Origin of the sequence: Rubrivivax albus (assembly GCF_004016515.1) — a bacterium.
GTDB classification, from domain to species: domain Bacteria; phylum Pseudomonadota; class Gammaproteobacteria; order Burkholderiales; family Burkholderiaceae_C; genus Rubrivivax; species Rubrivivax albus.
In genome coordinates this window covers 160,489-176,269 of sequence record NZ_SACT01000002.1, presented here as the reverse complement: position 1 = coordinate 176,269, position 15,781 = coordinate 160,489, and the positions used below count along the sequence as shown (strand labels likewise).

Annotated in this window: 14 protein-coding genes and 1 pseudogene; 12 read left to right on the top strand and 3 right to left on the bottom strand. The window is 69.6% G+C overall.

Going from position 1 to position 15,781, the window contains the following annotated elements:
- Positions 1 to 122: 122 nt before the first annotated feature.
- The 8 genes from ENE75_RS07020 to ENE75_RS06985 all read left to right on the top strand — a co-directional run bounded on the left by ENE75_RS07020 (position 123) and on the right by ENE75_RS06985 (position 8,286).
- Entirely contained in the window at positions 123 to 1,319 is a 1,197-nt protein-coding gene (locus ENE75_RS07020) for a substrate-binding domain-containing protein (protein ID WP_128197227.1), read from the top strand.
- Positions 1,320 to 1,482: 163 nt separating this feature from the next.
- The gene (locus ENE75_RS07015) at positions 1,483 to 2,247 is read left to right on the top strand and encodes an ABC transporter ATP-binding protein (RefSeq protein WP_128197225.1); all 765 of its coding nucleotides are present in this window, start codon (positions 1,483 to 1,485) and stop codon (positions 2,245 to 2,247) included.
- Positions 2,244 to 2,978, top strand: coding sequence for an ABC transporter ATP-binding protein (locus ENE75_RS07010; protein ID WP_128197223.1), 735 nt, complete (start codon positions 2,244 to 2,246; stop codon positions 2,976 to 2,978). The genes ENE75_RS07015 and ENE75_RS07010 overlap by 4 nt, the downstream gene beginning before the upstream one ends.
- A complete protein-coding gene (locus ENE75_RS07005) occupies positions 2,975 to 3,991 on the top strand; it encodes a branched-chain amino acid ABC transporter permease (protein WP_199232238.1) in 1,017 nt (338 codons plus the stop codon). The genes ENE75_RS07010 and ENE75_RS07005 overlap by 4 nt, the downstream gene beginning before the upstream one ends.
- A gap of 5 nt (positions 3,992 to 3,996) precedes the next feature.
- On the top strand, positions 3,997 to 5,082 hold the full coding sequence (locus ENE75_RS07000; protein ID WP_128197221.1) for a branched-chain amino acid ABC transporter permease: 1,086 nt from the start codon (positions 3,997 to 3,999) through the stop codon (positions 5,080 to 5,082).
- Positions 5,079 to 5,921: an alpha/beta fold hydrolase gene (locus tag ENE75_RS06995; RefSeq protein WP_128197219.1), complete on the top strand. Its 843-nt coding sequence runs from the start codon at positions 5,079 to 5,081 to the stop codon at positions 5,919 to 5,921. The genes ENE75_RS07000 and ENE75_RS06995 overlap by 4 nt, the downstream gene beginning before the upstream one ends.
- A 32-nt stretch (positions 5,922 to 5,953) precedes the next feature.
- A complete protein-coding gene (locus tag ENE75_RS06990; RefSeq protein ID WP_128197217.1) occupies positions 5,954 to 6,913 on the top strand; it encodes an esterase/lipase family protein in 960 nt (319 codons plus the stop codon).
- A gap of 125 nt (positions 6,914 to 7,038) precedes the next feature.
- On the top strand, positions 7,039 to 8,286 hold the full coding sequence (locus ENE75_RS06985; RefSeq protein WP_128197214.1) for a hypothetical protein: 1,248 nt from the start codon (positions 7,039 to 7,041) through the stop codon (positions 8,284 to 8,286).
- Here ENE75_RS06985 and ENE75_RS06980 read toward each other — a convergent pair.
- From ENE75_RS06980 to ENE75_RS06970, 3 genes are all read right to left on the bottom strand, one after another.
- A complete protein-coding gene (locus tag ENE75_RS06980; RefSeq protein ID WP_128197212.1) occupies positions 8,283 to 9,401 on the bottom strand; it encodes an ABC transporter substrate-binding protein in 1,119 nt (372 codons plus the stop codon). The genes ENE75_RS06985 and ENE75_RS06980 overlap by 4 nt on opposite strands.
- A gap of 142 nt (positions 9,402 to 9,543) precedes the next feature.
- Positions 9,544 to 10,734, bottom strand: coding sequence for a CaiB/BaiF CoA transferase family protein (locus tag ENE75_RS06975; protein WP_128197210.1), 1,191 nt, complete (start codon positions 10,732 to 10,734; stop codon positions 9,544 to 9,546).
- Positions 10,731 to 11,657 carry a hydroxymethylglutaryl-CoA lyase gene (locus ENE75_RS06970; protein ID WP_128197208.1) on the bottom strand — a complete coding sequence of 309 codons (927 nt, stop codon included), beginning with the start codon at positions 11,655 to 11,657 and terminating at the stop codon, positions 10,731 to 10,733. Before ENE75_RS06970 ends, ENE75_RS06975 begins: the two co-directional genes overlap by 4 nt.
- Here ENE75_RS06970 and ENE75_RS25265 point away from each other — a divergent pair.
- The 4 genes and pseudogenes from ENE75_RS25265 to ENE75_RS06945 all read left to right on the top strand — a co-directional run bounded on the left by ENE75_RS25265 (position 11,584) and on the right by ENE75_RS06945 (position 15,781).
- Positions 11,584 to 12,636, top strand: a pseudogene (locus ENE75_RS25265) (LysR family transcriptional regulator). The gene ENE75_RS06970 and the pseudogene ENE75_RS25265 sit on opposite strands and share 74 nt — an antisense overlap.
- Positions 12,637 to 12,790: 154 nt before the next feature.
- A complete protein-coding gene (locus ENE75_RS06955) occupies positions 12,791 to 13,819 on the top strand; it encodes a sensor histidine kinase (RefSeq protein ID WP_128197202.1) in 1,029 nt (342 codons plus the stop codon).
- A gap of 768 nt (positions 13,820 to 14,587) precedes the next feature.
- Entirely contained in the window at positions 14,588 to 14,959 is a 372-nt protein-coding gene (locus ENE75_RS06950; RefSeq protein ID WP_128197200.1) for a response regulator transcription factor, read from the top strand.
- 270 nt (positions 14,960 to 15,229) lie between these two features.
- A complete protein-coding gene (locus ENE75_RS06945) occupies positions 15,230 to 15,781 on the top strand; it encodes a heme NO-binding domain-containing protein (RefSeq protein WP_128197198.1) in 552 nt (183 codons plus the stop codon).

Genomic DNA, 15,781 nt, shown 5'->3' with positions numbered 1-15,781 from the left:
TGTCTGAAGTTCAGGCGTGCATCGTGGATTCCGTGATGCTTTTTCAGGGTTTGCACTGATCCGGTGCGCCTGGCACGCGGGTTGCGGAAGGGCGTGGCATCCATCCGACCGGAGACACCCGCATGCAACGTCGCCAGACCCTGACCCATCTTGCCGCCGCCACAGTCGCCGCGCTGGCGCTGCCCCTGGCCGCCCAGGCCGCCGGCGAGATCCGCATCGCCCACGTGCATAGCCTGACCGGCCCGCTCGAGGCCTACGGCAAGCAGACCACCACCGGCTTCATGATGGGCCTGGACTACGCCACCGGCGGCACGATGATGGTGGCCGGCAAGAAGCTGGTGGTCATCGAGAAGGACGACCAGGGCAAGCCCGACCTGGGCAAGAGCCTGCTGGCGGCGGCCTATGCCGACGACAAGGCCGACATCGCGGTGGGGCCCACCAGTTCCGGCGTGGCGCTGGCCATGCTGCCGGTGGCCGAGGAGTACAAGAAGATCCTGCTCGTGGAGCCGGCCGTGGCCGACAGCATCACTGGCGAGAAGTGGAACAAGTACATCTTCCGCACCGGCCGCAACAGCAGCCAGGACGCGATCGCCAACGCCGCGGCGCTGGACCAGGCGGGCATCAGCATCGCCACGCTGGCGCAGGACTACGCCTTCGGCCGTGACGGCGTAAAGGCCTTCAAGGAGGCGGTGAAGAAGGCCAAGATCGTCCACGAGGAATACCTGCCGACCACGACCACCGATTTCACCGCCGGTGCGCAGCGCATCATCGACGCGCTCAAGGACAAGCCCGGCCGCAAGATCATCTGGATCATCTGGGCCGGCGGCGGCGGCAACCCGTTCAAGATCGCCGACCTGGACCTCAAGCGCTACGGCATCGAGATCGCCACCGGCGGCAACATCCTGCCCGCCATGGCCGCCTACAAGCAGTTCCCGGGCATGGAGGGCGCCACGTACTACTACTTCGGCATCCCGAAGAACCCGGTCAACGAGTGGCTGGTGTCCAACCACTACAGCAAGTTCAAGAGCCCGCCGGACTTCTTCACCGCCGGCGGCATGAGCGCGGCCATTGCGGTGGTGGAGGCGCTGAAGAAGACCGGCGGCGACACGAACACCAACAAGCTGATCAAGACCATGGAGGGCATGTCCTTCATGACGCCCAAGGGCCAGATGACCTTCCGCAAGGAGGACCACCAGGCCATGCAGGACATGTACCACTTCAGGATCAAGGTGGACCCGGCGTTCCCGTGGGGCGTGCCGGAACTCGTTCGCGAGATCAAGGCGTCGGAGATGAATATTCCGATCCGCAACCAGCGCTGACGCGCCTGCGGCGCGTCAGCGCTAGGCGCCGTCCGCGGGCTCCCCCGAGCCCCCTCCGGGAGGGGGCTCCAGTCGGGGCCTGAGCACCCCCTGCCCCCGCCGGGCGGGGGTTCCAGTCGGAAGTTGGATGGGCCGGCGCCTTTGGCGCGGCCTGGGATGCCTCATGCTCGAGACCCTTGACCTGACGATCCGGTTCGGCGGCCACGTGGCCGTCGACGCGGTGTCGTGCCGGTTCGAACCCGGCACGCTGACCGCCATCGTCGGGCCCAACGGGGCCGGCAAGACCACCTACTTCAACCTCATCAGCGGGCAGCTGCCGGCCAGCGCCGGCCGGGTGCGGCTGGATGGCGAGGACATCACCACGCTGCCGGCGCCGCTGCGCACGCGGCGCGGCATCGGCCGCGCGTTCCAGCTCACGCAGTTGTTCCCCAACCTCAGCGTGCTGGAGAACGTGCGGCTGGCCGTGCAGGCGCGCTGCGGTGGCGGGCTCGAGCTCTTCCGGGTCTGGCTGGACCGCAAGGCGTGGCTGGACGAGGCCGCCGATCTGGCGCGGCAGGTGGCGCTGGGCGACAAGCTCGACCAGCCTGCTGCGGCGCTGCCGCATGGCGACCAGCGCAAGCTGGAGGTGGCGGTGCTGATGGCGCTGGACCCGAAGGTCTACATGTTCGACGAACCAACCGCCGGCATGAGCGTGGACGACGTGCCGGTGATCCTGGACCTCATCCGCGCACTGAAGGCGCGGCGCGACCGAACGATCCTGCTGGTGGAGCACAAGATGGACGTCGTGCGCGAACTGTCGGACCGCATCATCGTGCTGCACAACGGCCGCCTGGTGGCCGATGGCGAGCCGGCGGCGGTGATCGCGAGCCCCGTGGTGCAGCAGGCCTACCTGGGCATGGCGGCCGACGAAGAAGAGGCGGCTGCATGAGCGACGTGCTGACCTTGAGCGGCGTGCACACGCACATCGGCGCGTACCACATCCTGCATGGCGTGGACCTGGTGGTGCCCGAGGGCAAGGTGACGATGCTGCTGGGCCGCAACGGCGCCGGCAAGACGACCACGCTGCGCACCATCATGGGCCTGTACCGCGCCGGCCCGGGCGAGATCCGCTTCCGTGGCGAGCCCATCCATGCGCTGGCCACGCCCGACATCGCGCAGCGCGGCATCGCCTACGTGCCCGAGAGCATGGGCATCTTCAGCGACCTGACGGTGCAGGAGAACATGGTGCTGGCCGCCCGCGGCGCCGCGCACGCCGGTGCGCTGGACACGGCGCGGCTGGACTGGATCTTCGGCCTCTTCCCGGCGCTGAAGAAGTTCTGGCTCTACCCGGCCGGCAAGCTCAGCGGCGGGCAGAAGCAGATGCTGTCGGTGGCGCGGGCCATCGTCGAGCCGCGCGCGCTGATCCTGATCGACGAGCCCAGCAAGGGCCTGGCGCCGTCCATCGTGCAGAACCTGATCGGCGCCTTCCGCGAGCTGAAGGCGCAGCAGACCACGATCCTGCTCGTCGAGCAGAACTTCCAGATGGCCCGCGCGCTGGGCGACACGGTGGCGGTGATGGACGACGGCCGCGTCGTGCACCACGGCGCGATGGCTGAACTGGCCGAGGACCAAACCCTGCAGCAACGCCTGCTGGGGCTGTCGCTGGGAGCCCACGCATGAATGCCACCGTGATGCCGCGCGCCGCCGAGGCCATACCGAAGGCCAGCTTCGACCTCAAGCCGATCTTCCTGCTGCTGGCCGTGCTGGCGGTGTCGCTGCCGCTGGTGGGCAGCCCCAGCACCTGGCTGACGCTGACGGTGGCCGGCCTGGCGATGGGCCTGATCGTCTTCGTCATCGCCTCCGGCCTGACCCTGGTCTTCGGCCTCATGGACGTGCTGAACTTCGGCCACGGCGTGTTCATCGCGCTGGGCGCCTTCGTGGCCACCAGCGTGATGGGCTTCGGCGCCGCGGCGGGCTGGCCGGGCGTGGCCAGCGTGTTCGCCGCCATCGCTGCGGCCATGCTGCTCGCCGGCGCCGTGGGCTGGGCCTTCGAGCGCGTCATCGTGCGGCCCGTGTATGGCCTGCACCTCAAGCAGATCCTGATCACGATGGGCGGGATGATCGTTGGCGAGGAGATCATCAAGGTCATCTGGGGGCCGCTGCAGATCCCGCTGCCGCTGCCCGAGGTGCTGCGCGGTGCCTGGATCGTGCCCATCGGTGCCGATGGCGCGGCGGTGGAGAGGTACCGCGTACTGGCCGCGGCGATCGGCCTGGTGGTCTTCGCCGCGCTGGTGTTCACGCTCAACCGCACCAAGATCGGCCTGCTCATCCGCGCCGGCGTGCAGGACCGCGAGATGGTGGAGGCCCTGGGCTACCGCATCCGCCGCCTGTTCGTGGGCGTGTTCGTCGCTGGCTCGGCGCTGGCCGGCATGGGCGGCGTGCTCTGGGGCCTCTACCAGCAGAGTGTGGTGCCGCAGATCGGCGCGCAGGTCAACGTGCTGATCTTCATCGTCATCATCATCGGCGGCCTGGGCAGCACCTTCGGCTGTTTCGTCGGCGCGCTGCTGGTGGGACTGATGGCCAACTACACCGGCTTCCTGGCGCCCAAGGTGGCGCTGTTCTCCAACATCGCGCTGATGGTGGCCATCCTGCTGTGGCGGCCCCAGGGGCTGTACCCGGTGGCCAACCGCTGACCGCCATGCTCAACCGCCTGCTCTCCCACGACCTCCCGCGCAGCCGCTGGCTGGCGGCGGCACTGATCGTCATCCTCGTCGCCCTGGCCTTCGCGCCCTTCCTGTTCCCCGGGGCGAAGTCGATGTCGGTGGCGGCCAAGATCCTGGTCTTCATCCTGCTGGTGGCCAGCTACGACCTGCTGCTGGGCTACACCGGCATCGTCAGCTTCGCGCACACGATGTTCTTCGGCATCGGTGCCTACGGCGTGGCCATCGCCAGCGAGAAGCTCGGCGCTGGCTTCGCTGCGCTGGCGGTCGGGTTGGGCGGTGCCATCGTCGTGTCGGTGATCGTGTCGCTGGCCGTGGGCCTGTTCAGCCTGCGCGTGAAGGCCATCTTCTTCGCGATGATCACGCTGGCGGTGGCCTCGGCCTTCCAGACCCTGGCCTCGCAGCTCAGCGACTTCACCGGCGGCGAGGACGGCCTGACCTTCCGCAACCCCGAGTGGCTCAGCCCCAGCTTCGAGCCCTTCGAGAACGAGATCTTCGGCGTGCTGATCGACGGCAAGACGATCACCTACTGGCTGATGTTCGTCGCCGTGCTGGTGCTGTTCGGGCTCATCCTGCGCATCGTCAACAGCCCCTTCGGGCGCGTGCTGCAGGCCATCCGCGAGAACGACTTCCGCGCCGAGGCCATCGGCTACCGCACGGTGGTCTACCGCACGCTGAGCAACGTGCTGGCCGCGCTGTTCGCCACCCTGGCCGGTTCGCTGCTGGCGCTGTGGCTGCGCTACGTGGGGCCCGACACCACGCTGAGCTTCGAGATCATGCTCGACATCCTGCTCATCGTGGTCATCGGCGGCATGGGCACGCTGTACGGCGCCGTGGTGGGCAGCGTGCTCTTCGTGCTGGCGCAGAACTACCTGCAGGACCTGCTGAAACTCGGCGCCGTGGCGGTGGAAGGCGTGCCCGTGCTGCAGGCCGTGGTGGCGCCCGACCGCTGGCTGCTGTGGATGGGCCTGCTGTTCGTGCTGTCGGTCTACCACTTCCCCACCGGCATCGTCGGCCGGCTGCGCGCGATCAGCCTGAAGCAGGCTTGGAAGGGACCACGATGACCGAACCCCGCTCCGCCTACCACACCTGCGAAGGCCGCGAGATCCACGTCACGGGCTGGGGCGACCCGGCCGCGCCGGCCGTCATCGCCTGGCATGGCCTGGCCCGCACCGGGCGCGACATGGACCCCATCGCCACGGTGCTGGCCCGGCGCTTCCACGTGATCTGCCCCGACACCATCGGCCGCGGCTTCAGCCAGTGGAGCCCCGACCCCGCGGCCGAATACTGCCTGGCCTTCTACGAGAAGCTGGCCGTGTCGCTGCTCGACCAGCTCGGCGTGGCCGAGTGCGCGTGGCTGGGCACGTCCATGGGTGGCGCCATTGGCCTGAAGGCCGCGGCCGGCGCGCTGCGCGGGCGAATCCTGCGCCTGGTGCTCAACGACATTGGCCCGGAACTCGCTGCGCCGGCCGTGGCGCGGATCCGTGCCTATGCCGGCAACCCGCCCGCGTTCGCCACGATGACGGAACTGGAGTCGTTCTTCCGCACCGTCTACGCCCCCTACGGCTGGCTGCCCGATGTGCAGTGGCGCCAGCTCACCGAGACCTCGGCGCGCCGTCTGCCCGACGGCCGCTGGACGCCGCACTACGACCCGGCCATGGTGCAGCAGTTCGAACACCACCCGCAGGACTACGACCAGTGGCCGGCCTGGGACAGCCTGAGCCTGCCCGTGCTGTGCCTGCGCGGCGAGACCTCCGACCTGCTGCTGCCCGACGTGGCCGAGGCCATGCGCACGCGCGGCCCGCGCGCGGTGGTGGCCACCATCCCCGGCTGCGGGCATGCGCCGGCGCTGAACACCGAGGCCCAGATCGGCCTCGTCGAGCGGTTCCTGGCAGGCGACTGACGCCAGCCTTTGTCCACCAACGAGGAGAGTCGATGAAACGCTGGATCTGCACCCTGGCCGCGCTGGCCACCACCGCGCTGGCCCACGCGGCCGGCACCGTCGGCACCACGTTCCCCGATGGCTTCCCGGTGATCGAGGACGCCACGCTGCAGCAGCCGGTGATCGGCTTCGGCGCGGCCGGCACGGCCACCCGCACGCCGGTGATCTTCCTGCACGGCAACAACGACACGCCGTTCCCCACCGCCTGCAGCCCCTACGGCAATGCGCGTGCCTTTGCCCAGCACCTGGCCGACAACGGCTGGCAGCCGCAGGAACTGTGGGGCCTGGGCTACCAGGGCGACCAGTGCAACCTGGTGGAGAGCCAGACCTTCCGCTCCCGCATCGGCCACACGAACCAGGCCAACGTGCCCGACCTGCGGCGCTTCGTGGCCGCGGTGCTGGCGTCCACCGGCGCCACGCAGGTGGACATCGTGGCCCACAGCCTGGGCGTGACGCTGGCGCGCGAGTGGATGCGTCAGGACCGCGCCTTCGCCACCGTGCGCAAGCTGGTGGCGGTGGACGGCCCCAACCACGGCATCATCAACTGCAGCCCCGACCCGGCCAACTACTTCCAGGCCCCCGAGGCCGGCGGCTTCACGCCCGACAGTGCCGTGTGCGAAGAGCTGGGTTCGCCGAACACGCCGTTCCTGCAGCGCCTGAACGGGCCGGGCGGCAGCGGTGAACTCGCCGGCCCGACCAAGGTGCTGGTGGTGCGCAACACCGACGCCAGCTTCGTCTACCTGCCGGTGCAGGACGGCGCCATCTTCCCGGTGCCGGCCATCGACAGCTACGGCGTGCCCACCGACTTCAGCGGCAGCGCGCTGCTCAAGGGCGCGCGGCGGCTGGACCTGACAGGGCAGGGCGCCTACGACCCCATCCTCGGCACCGGCCACATCGGCATCTTCAACTCGCCGCAGACCTGGGCGGCCACGGTGGACTTCCTGCGCCGCTGAGCGTCGCGCCCATGGCCATACGTTTGATGTATGGCGGTGGGCGCTGACTGCTATTTGACGCTCTGGTCGTTCGTCTCCAGCATGGGTCCCGGGCCTCACGCCCGACCACCACGAGGAGACACGCCATGCCCGCCTGGAAGAACCTGGTGGCCGCCGCCGCGACGGCTGCGGCCTGCGCCGGCGCCGCTGCCGCGGCCACCGAACCGCTGAAGGTGCTGTTCGTCGGCAACAGCTACACCTTCGGCCGGGTCGACCCGGTGATGAGCTACCGCACCGGCGACGTCACCGACATGACCTGGGCGATGTGGCTGGCCAACCCCGCCGGCAGCAACGCCTTCGAGCCGCACCCCTGGGGCGGCGTGCCGGCGATCTTCAGCGTGCTGGCCGGGCAGGCAGGCATCGCGGTGGAGGTCTCGCTGTCCACGCGCAACGCGGCGTCGCTGCGCGGTCACCTGCTGAACACCAACTCTGCTGGCTGGGACCTGCGCGGCAACATCGACGCCCAGGGCTGGGACAAGGTGGTGCTGCAGGAGCAGAGCGACGAGGTGCTGCCCCGGATGGACGGCCTGGGCTCGCGCCCCGAATACACGCAGGTCTATGCCGACCTGATCGAGGACTGGGTGCATCAGGGCAATGCACTCACCTACCGCGAGCGCGACTTCATCGGCGGCAGCCAGGAGGCCTGCGTGGCCCTGGGCTATTCCAGCGGGTCGTGCAGCTCGGTGCGCAACCTGCCGGCCAATGCCAACGCGCGCGCCGACACCGAGGTCTACCTCTACCAGACCTGGGCCCGGCCCAACCTGGTGGACGGCGCCTTCGTCACCGTCACCGACGAACTCACCGGCGAAGTGACGCGCACCGACACGCCGGCCACCACCTTCTACGCGTCGCTGGACGCGATGACCGCCGACCTCGTGGCCGGCTACCAGACCACGGTGGACCTGGCTGGCGCCGACGGCAGCGGTGGTTTCGCCGGCATCGCGCCGGTGGGCCAGAGCTTCCTGCGCGCGGTGACCGAGGGTGTGGCCACGCGTGACATGTGGGCCCCGGACGCTGGCACCGACGGCCTGATCGACCTCTGGTTCGACGATGGCACGCACGCCAGCAAGTTCGGTTCGTACCTCAGCGGGCTGACGCTGTTCGGCACGCTCACCGGGCTGGATCCGGCGATGTTCGGCGCCGGCGAGACCGTGGCCGTGGAACTGGGCATCGCGCCGGCCGACGCGCTGGCCCTGCAGCGCATCGCCAGCCTGCAGCTGGGCTTCACGCCGCCGGTGCCCGATGCCCCGACCAGCGCGACGATGCTGCTGGGCCTGGCGGCGCTGGCCGCTTGGCGGCGGCGGCACCGCACTGCGGCTCCGGCAGACGCCTAACGCACGAAGCGGCCGCCGGCGCCGATGATGGACAGGTCCACGAAGTCCAGGCCGGTGTGGTCGGTGGCCGAGTAGCCGAGCTCCAGACCACCCAGGTCCAGCCGGCCGATGCCTTCCAGCGCGCGGCGCAGGCCGTCGCGCGTCACCGGTTTGGGCGCGCGGCGCAGGCCGGCCACCAGCACACGCGCCGCGGCCACGCCCTCCAGCATGGCCGGTGTCAGCGACACGTTCTTCGCTTTGGCCAGCGCCATCGCGTCCTTGACGAAGCCGGTGGCGATGGAGCGTTCGAACGGAAACACCTGCGTCACGATGACGCCGCGCGCGTTGGCGCCGAGACCCTCGACGAAGCCGCCGGAGGCGTTGTTCGAGAACGTGACCACCTGCGCCGTGACGCTTTGGGCGCGCAGGGCCTTCACCCCGTCTGCCACCGCGGTGCCGGAGCCGATGAAGAGCACCGCCTGCGGGTCGGCCTTCACCGCGGCCGCCACCACCGGGCCGAAGTCGGGCTTGGCGCGGTCGAAGGTGGACACGAAGGCCGGCTCCAGCTTGGCTTCGGTGAAGCCGCGCTGGGCGCCGGTGAACATGTCGGCGCCGAAGCTGTCCTTGACGTGGATGACGCCGATGCGCTGCACGCCGATCAGGTTGAGGTGGGCCACGGCACGCTCGGCCTCGCGCTGGTAGGTGGCGCGCACGTTGAACAGCCAGGGGTGCACCGGTTCGTGCAGCACCATGGCGCCGGTGGACGGGCCCACCAGCGGCACGCCGAACTCGGTGAGCAGCGGCATGATGGCCTGCGTGTGCGGCGTGCCGCGGGTCAGGAACAGCGCCGTGACCTTGCGCTCGGTGATCAGCGTGCGGGCGTTCTCGCCGGCCTTCTTGGGCTGGAAGGCGTCGTCCAGCGAGATGAGCTCGATCTTCTCACCGTCGATGCCGCCACCGGCGTTGACGGCGTCGATGACGAGCTTGGCGCCAGCCGTGGTCTCGTTCACCCCGGCGGCCACGGGGCCGCTGAATCCGGCGGTCTGGCCGATGAGGATCTGGGCACGGGCAGGGGTCGTGGTGGTCAGGGCCAGGGCGAAGAGCGGCGCCAGGAGCAGGGGGATCGCACGGGTCATGGCGCGGGAGTGTGGCGACCTGACGTTTCGTGTGCCTCCGGGTTTCCACCGATCGGTCACCACCGCTTACGGTAACCGGCGCGACGATATTCGCAATGTCTGCGTCTGCCGCCGACAGGCCCCGTCACCGCGCCCGCACCCATCACGCAACCACGCCACCTCGGCGCAGGGCGTCGATTTCGGCGGCACCGTAGCCCAGGTCGGCCAGCACGGCGTCGGTGTCGGCGCCGAAGCGCGGCGGACTACGCGTGACTCCCGGGCGTTCGCCGCCCAGCGTGAACGGCAGCAGTGTGGTGTTCACCGTGTCGCCGGCGTGGGGGCCATCGGGCAGCACCACGTCGGCGAGGCCGCCCGTGGCGGTCAGATGCGGGTCGTCGAACAGTTGCTCCGGCTTGCGGATCGGCGCAAAGGGCAGGCCGGCCTGTTCGAAGATCGCGGCCAGTTCGGCCGCGCTGCGCGATGCCAGGCGCGCGCGCAGGATGGGCATCAGTTCCGGCCGCGCCTGCACGCGCTGGTTGTTGGTGGCCCAGTCGGTCCGGGCCAGCAGGTCGGGCAAGCCCAGCACCTCGCAGAAGCTGCGCCACTGGGCGTCGCTCACCGCGGCCAGGAAGATCTGCTCGCCGTCCTTGACCGTGAAGACGTCGTACACCGCCCAGGCGGAGATGCGGTCGGGCATCGGCGATGGCGCCTGCCCGGTGATGGCCGCCTGCAGCATGTGCTGGCCGACGAGGAACACGTTGTTCTCGTAGAGCGCGCTCTGCACCTCCATGCCGCGGCCGGTGATGCCGCGCTGGATCAGCGCGCCCAGGGCGCCGATGGCGCCGAACATGCCGCCCATGATGTCGTTGACGCTGGTGCCGGCGCGCAGCGGGTCGCCGGGGCGGCCGGTCATGTAGGCCAGGCCGCCCATCATCTGCACCACCTCGTCCAGCGCCGTCCGGTGCTCGTAGGGGCCGGGCAGGAAGCCCTTGTGACTGACGTAGATCAGCCGCGGGTGGGTGGCGCTGAGGCTGGCGTAGTCCAGCCCGAACTTGGCCAGCGCGCCGGGCTTGAAGTTCTCCGCCACGATGTCGGCGCCGGCCGCCAGGCGCCGGGCCACCGCGGCGCCGTCGGGGTGCTTCAGGTCGATGCCGATGCTCTTCTTGTTGCGGTTGAACATCGGGAAGAAGCCGGCGCCGGCGCCCAGCAGGTGGCGCGTGCGGTCGCCCTCCACCGGTTCGACCTTGATCACCTCGGCGCCCAGGTCGGCCAGCACCAGGCCGCAGGTGGGGCCCATCACCATGTGGGTGAACTCGACCACCCGCACGCCAGCCAGCGGGCGCGGCGCGGTCATGAAGCGGCCTTCAGTGTCTTCGGCAGGCCGGCACGGGCGATCGTGCCGTGCAGCGCCTCGCCGTCCAGCCAGCCGGCCAGCTGCCCGCGCAGCGCGATAAGGGCGTCGAAGTCCACGCCGGTGGGCACGCCCATGCTGGCGAACAGGTACGCGCAGTCCTCCAGCGCCACGTTGCCGCTGGCGCCGGGGGCGTGCGGGCAGCCGCCGATGCCGCCCACGCAGGCGTCGAAGCGGCGGATGCCGGTCTGCCAGGCGGCGAACACGTTGGCCAGGCCCAGCCCGCGGGTGTCGTGGAAGTGGCCGCAGTGCAGGCGCTCGCCGGCGATGGCGCGCGCCGCCGTGAACAGCCGCGTCACCTGCAGCGGGTCGGCATAACCCACGGTGTCGGCCAGGCCGACGGCCTCGGCACCGGCGTCCAGCGCGCCCTGCACCAGGCGCAGCACCTCGTCTTCCGGTACGGCGCCCTGGATCGTGCAGCCGAAGGCCGTGGACAGGCCGATCTCGATGCGGCAGGCAGAGCCTGCGGCGTCGCGTGCGTCGCGGATACGCGCCAGTTCGGCCAGCGCCTCGTCGGGTGTGCGCTTCAGGTTGGCCAGGCTGTGCGCATGGCTGGCCGACAGCGGCAGCAGCATGGAGGCGGCGCCGCATTCGATGGCGCGCAGCGCGCCTTTCAGGTTGGGCACCAGCACCGACGCCACCATGCCGGGCAGGTCGCGGGCGGCGGCCACCATCTCGGCGGTGTCGGCCAGCTGCGGCATCAGCCTGGGCGGCACGAAGGAGCCGACCTCGACTTCGCGCAGGCCGGCGGCATGGGCCGCGCGCAGCCATTGCAGCTTCTGCGCCGTGGGCATGACCCGCGGCAGGATCTGCAGGCCGTCGCGCAGGCCGACTTCGCGGAGGATGACGGGGGCGGTGTTGTCCATGGCCGCGCACTGTAGACGTGCCCTGCCGCAATCACGAAGGCCTTTCATCACCCATGACGTTCCAATCCGGAATGTCATGATCCGCCCGCTCGACCCGGTGTCGCTGCAGCTGTTCGTCGCGGTGTGCGAGGAAGGCAGCCTGGCCGCCGCTGCCGCCCGGGAGTCGCTGGTGCCCTCGGCGCTGAGCAAGCGCATCGCGGCACTCGAGGCCGAGGTCGGTCTGCCGTTGCTGCAGCGTCGGCACCGCGGTGTGGTGCCTACAGCCGCCGGCGACGCGCTGCTGACCCGCGCGCGAGAGGTGCTGCGGGCGCTGGACGCCACGCGCGCCGAACTCGGGGCCTTCGTCGAGGGGGCGCAGGGCAGTGTGCGCCTGCTGGCCAGCCCGTCGGCCATGGCCGAGGCGCTGCCGGACGACCTGGCGCAGTTCATGGCCCGTCACCCGCGGCTGAAGGTCAGCGTCGAGGAGATGGTCAGCCCGCAGATCGTGCGCAGCCTGCGCGACGGTGCGGCCGACCTGGGCGTGCTGTGGGATGTGGGCGACCTGTCGGGCCTGCACTTGTAGCCCTACCGCAGCGACCGGCTGTGCGTGGCCATGGTGCCGGCCCATCCGCTGGCCCGTCGGCCTTCGCTGCGCTACGCCGGCACGCTGGCCTTCGACGTGGTGGGTGTGGCCGTGGGCGGGCTGATGGACCAGATGCTGCGCCGTCAGGCCGCGTTGCTGGGCACGGTGCCTGTCTACCGCATGCAAGTGTCGAACATGGACGCCGCCTGCCGCGTGGTGGCCGCGGGCCTGGGCCTGGCCATCCTGCCGCGCGAGGTGGCGGTGCCGCACGCGGGTGCCGGGCGGCTGGCCCTGGTGCCGCTGGACGAACCCTGGGCCGAGCGCCGGCTCGTGATCGCCAGCCGGCCCGAGCCGCTGCGTTCCGCCAGCGCGCGGCTGTTGACGCAGCACCTGCGTCAGGCTGCTGCCGTCGCCTGACGGGACCGCGGTCTGCGTCCCCCACCCCCCCTTGTGCTCCCAAGGGGCGCCTGGGTGGCCGCACGGCTGGAGGGTGTAAGCACTGCTCGATTCGTGACGAAGTACGAAACGATAAAAAAGACATTTGTGTATTCTCCGAGCCAGGAGATCACCAATGACGCCTTCCCACCTGACAGAACTGTTCGAACGTGTGGCCGGCGGCCTGCTCTGGGTCCAGGCCGACGGCCGGATCCGGCATGCCAGCTCGCACGCGCGCCGACGGACAGCACTGCGTGCAGGTGACAGGCTGGACGACGCAGCCCTGCTGCGTGCCGTGCAGTTTGCCGCCCGTGGGCAGCAGTCGCGCTCCACGCTGTACACGCATGGAGATGTTCTGGTCACCTGCCGCGTCGTGCCCGGGTTCGGCGAGGACGATGCGCTGGTGATGCTCAACGAGGCCAGCGGCGGAGAGTCGGCGGCAGAGAGCGGTGAAGTGCTGATGCGCGCGGTGGACACACAACTTCGCCTGCCCCTGGTGCGCGCCCAGGAGGCGCTGGCCATGTGCTACGAGGAGCGCGATGCCCACGCCCTGGCGAGCCTGTCGAACGAAGTGGACGGCCTGCTACGGCGGCTGGAGCGCCTGTGCGACCTCAGCCGCCTGTGGGCGGGCACCGAGCCGCTGCTGGAGGAAAGGATCGACCTGTGGGCGCTGCTGCAACAGGCCTGGGGCGTCGTCGAACCGATGGCGCTGGACCGCGATGTAGGCCTGCACTTCCGCTGCGACGGCGAGCGTGCCGCCCAGGTGATCGTCTATGGGCACCGTGACTGGCTGCTGCGTGTGCTTGTGGAGTGCCTGCAGGCAGCGGTCCAGGCATGCGCGAGGGGCGGCCAGCTCAACGTCAACCAGCGTCAGGCCGGCACGCGAAGCGTGGTGCATTTCAGCCAGGCAGGCATGTTCATCGATGCCGAGTTCGGGGGGCGCGACACGGTGGTCCTGGCCCTGTGCCGCCAGATCCTGGCGCTGCATGGCGGCACGCTTCGGGCGGGGAAGGAGGAGGCCGGGTGGTCGGTGGAACTGCCCACCGGCGCGCCTGCGCGACCGGAGGACAGTGCGCTGGCCGTTGCTCAGGCGCAGGTCTATGCCCGAGATCTGGCCGCCTTGAGGAATCGTTCATGGCCGCGATCGAATTCGACCAGTGCATAAAATGATATTTTTGCCCTTCCTTTCGCCCGTCGGTGATGACGATCTTCCAGATGTGCCATTTGTGCTCTGGACACCGAACTCCTCGAGAACTTCGCGTTCGGCCTGCTCAGGGTCCAGGCGGGTCGCAGGGTGTGGTGCGGTGTCTTGGACGTGGCGATCCTGTTCAGCCAGGCTTGCGACGCTGCACTCGTGCCCTCGTCCAGCCATGGCGGCCCGAAGCCGTCTTCATTCGACAACTGGACGGCTGTCGTGCGCATCGGCCTTCGCGACCCGCTGCGCCAGGCGGGCGATGCGATGTGGCGGGGCGCCTCCCGCCGCCGGCGTGACACCGACCGTGCCCCACCTGCTCGAAGAGCAGGTGGGCCCCGCCGACCAGTGGGCCAGCGCGGCGTGGCTCGCCGGAGACCACAGCGAGCCCTTGCCCTTGCTGCGGCAAGTCTGGCCCCAACTCGGCCCGTCGAACCGGGCGCCACACGGCCATGCCGTTGCCGAGGCTCGACGCCCACACGACCGGCGGCCTCGAGCTTGGCCGGGACGCCGTAGCCCTACATGGTGGGCGGCTTTGCGCGGAGATGGGGGATGTCCTACGCAACGTCCTTGTCCACCTGTACACCGGTGCTGCGTACAGCAACGGCGCGGCAAAGCCAGACATTGCGCAGGCGAAGCGCCGCGCACACGAGCCGGCGGCGCTGAGGATGCGCGCCCTTCGATCGCCCAGCCCCGTCTGACCCCATCCACTCCCCCGATCGTCCCCATCGGAGACTCTTCATGAAACGCGTACTCATCGTCGAAGACCAGCCCGACATCCGCAAGCTCATCCGCCTGACCCTCGAGTTCGAAGACTACGAGATCCACGAGGCGGCCGACGGTGCCTTCGGCCTGAGCATGGCCCAGGCCGTGCGACCGGACCTTGTGCTGTTGGACGTCATGATGCCCGGCGAGCTCGACGGTTTGCAGGTCTGCCAGCGCATCAAGTCCGACCCGGCTCTGCGGCATGTCAAGGTCGTGCTGCTCACGGCTCGTGGACAGGCTCGGGATCGCGAGGCCGGCGTGGCGATGCGCGCCGACGAGTACCTGGTCAAGCCGTTCAGTCCGCTGCAGCTGATCGAAACCATCGAGCGACTGATGGCCGCCGCCTGAGCCAGCCATGCATCTGGGCTCCCGGGTATGGCCGAGACGTTGCTCACGGGCGCTGCTGTTGGCTCGGAGGCCCGTCGCGGTGATTTCCGCACCGGACGTGCCTCGGGTGAGCACTGGCTACCGACGGGTTGGATGCTGGCGGTCTGACCGAGGTCCTCAGCGCACCATCCAATGGCCCAACCCTCACCTTGGGGTTCCCGCAGGCACCAGTCGCCCCACCCTCAACCGTAGCCGCCACCAAGGCCTAATCCACGGCCCGAAGGACCCTGCATGTACGGACTCGTGAACCGCGCCATCGAACAACTCGTGGTCAGTACCAAGGGCGAACCGGCTTGGCAGCTGGTCTGCGCCCGTGCCGGCGTGGCTCCAGGTGGCTTCGTGGCCATGTGCCCGTACGACGACAGTCTCACCTATGCCCTCGTGCATGCCGTCAGCGAAGAACTTGGCATGCCGCCGGAGCAGGTGCTGGAGGCCTTTGGCGAGTACTGGATCCTGTACACCGCTGACGAGGGCTACGCCGAGCTCATGCAGTCAGCCGGAAACGACATGCGCAGCTTCCTGGGCAATCTGGATGACATGCATGGGCGTGTCGAGTCCATCTTTCCCCAGATGAAGCTGCCGCGGTTCCGCGTCGAGATCCTTGAAGGCGACGTGCTGCGGGTGCTCTATGGCTCGGACCGCGAGGGTCTGGCGCCCATGGTCACCGGCTTGCTGCGAGGGGTGGCGCTTCGCTTCAGGCAGAGGGTCGTCGTGCGCCACATCGTGACACGAGGACCAGATGCGTCCGAGGATGTCTTCCTCGTCGAGCCGTTGACTGCCTGA

What these genes read in the sequence shown, in the direction of transcription:
- ENE75_RS07020 (WP_128197227.1), top strand. Translation starts at nt 123, where the DNA reads ATGCAACGTCGCCAGACCCTGACCCATCTTGCCGCCGCCACAGTCGCC.
- ENE75_RS07015 (WP_128197225.1), top strand. Translation starts at nt 1,483, where the DNA reads ATGCTCGAGACCCTTGACCTGACGATCCGGTTCGGCGGCCACGTGGCC.
- ENE75_RS07010 (WP_128197223.1), top strand. Translation starts at nt 2,244, where the DNA reads ATGAGCGACGTGCTGACCTTGAGCGGCGTGCACACGCACATCGGCGCG.
- ENE75_RS07005 (WP_199232238.1), top strand. Translation starts at nt 2,975, where the DNA reads ATGAATGCCACCGTGATGCCGCGCGCCGCCGAGGCCATACCGAAGGCC.
- ENE75_RS07000 (WP_128197221.1), top strand. Translation starts at nt 3,997, where the DNA reads ATGCTCAACCGCCTGCTCTCCCACGACCTCCCGCGCAGCCGCTGGCTG.
- ENE75_RS06995 (WP_128197219.1), top strand. Translation starts at nt 5,079, where the DNA reads ATGACCGAACCCCGCTCCGCCTACCACACCTGCGAAGGCCGCGAGATC.
- ENE75_RS06990 (WP_128197217.1), top strand. Translation starts at nt 5,954, where the DNA reads ATGAAACGCTGGATCTGCACCCTGGCCGCGCTGGCCACCACCGCGCTG.
- ENE75_RS06985 (WP_128197214.1), top strand. Translation starts at nt 7,039, where the DNA reads ATGCCCGCCTGGAAGAACCTGGTGGCCGCCGCCGCGACGGCTGCGGCC.
- ENE75_RS06980 (WP_128197212.1), bottom strand. Translation starts at nt 9,401, where the DNA reads ATGACCCGTGCGATCCCCCTGCTCCTGGCGCCGCTCTTCGCCCTGGCC.
- ENE75_RS06975 (WP_128197210.1), bottom strand. Translation starts at nt 10,734, where the DNA reads ATGACCGCGCCGCGCCCGCTGGCTGGCGTGCGGGTGGTCGAGTTCACC.
- ENE75_RS06970 (WP_128197208.1), bottom strand. Translation starts at nt 11,657, where the DNA reads ATGGACAACACCGCCCCCGTCATCCTCCGCGAAGTCGGCCTGCGCGAC.
- ENE75_RS06955 (WP_128197202.1), top strand. Translation starts at nt 12,791, where the DNA reads ATGACGCCTTCCCACCTGACAGAACTGTTCGAACGTGTGGCCGGCGGC.
- ENE75_RS06950 (WP_128197200.1), top strand. Translation starts at nt 14,588, where the DNA reads ATGAAACGCGTACTCATCGTCGAAGACCAGCCCGACATCCGCAAGCTC.
- ENE75_RS06945 (WP_128197198.1), top strand. Translation starts at nt 15,230, where the DNA reads ATGTACGGACTCGTGAACCGCGCCATCGAACAACTCGTGGTCAGTACC.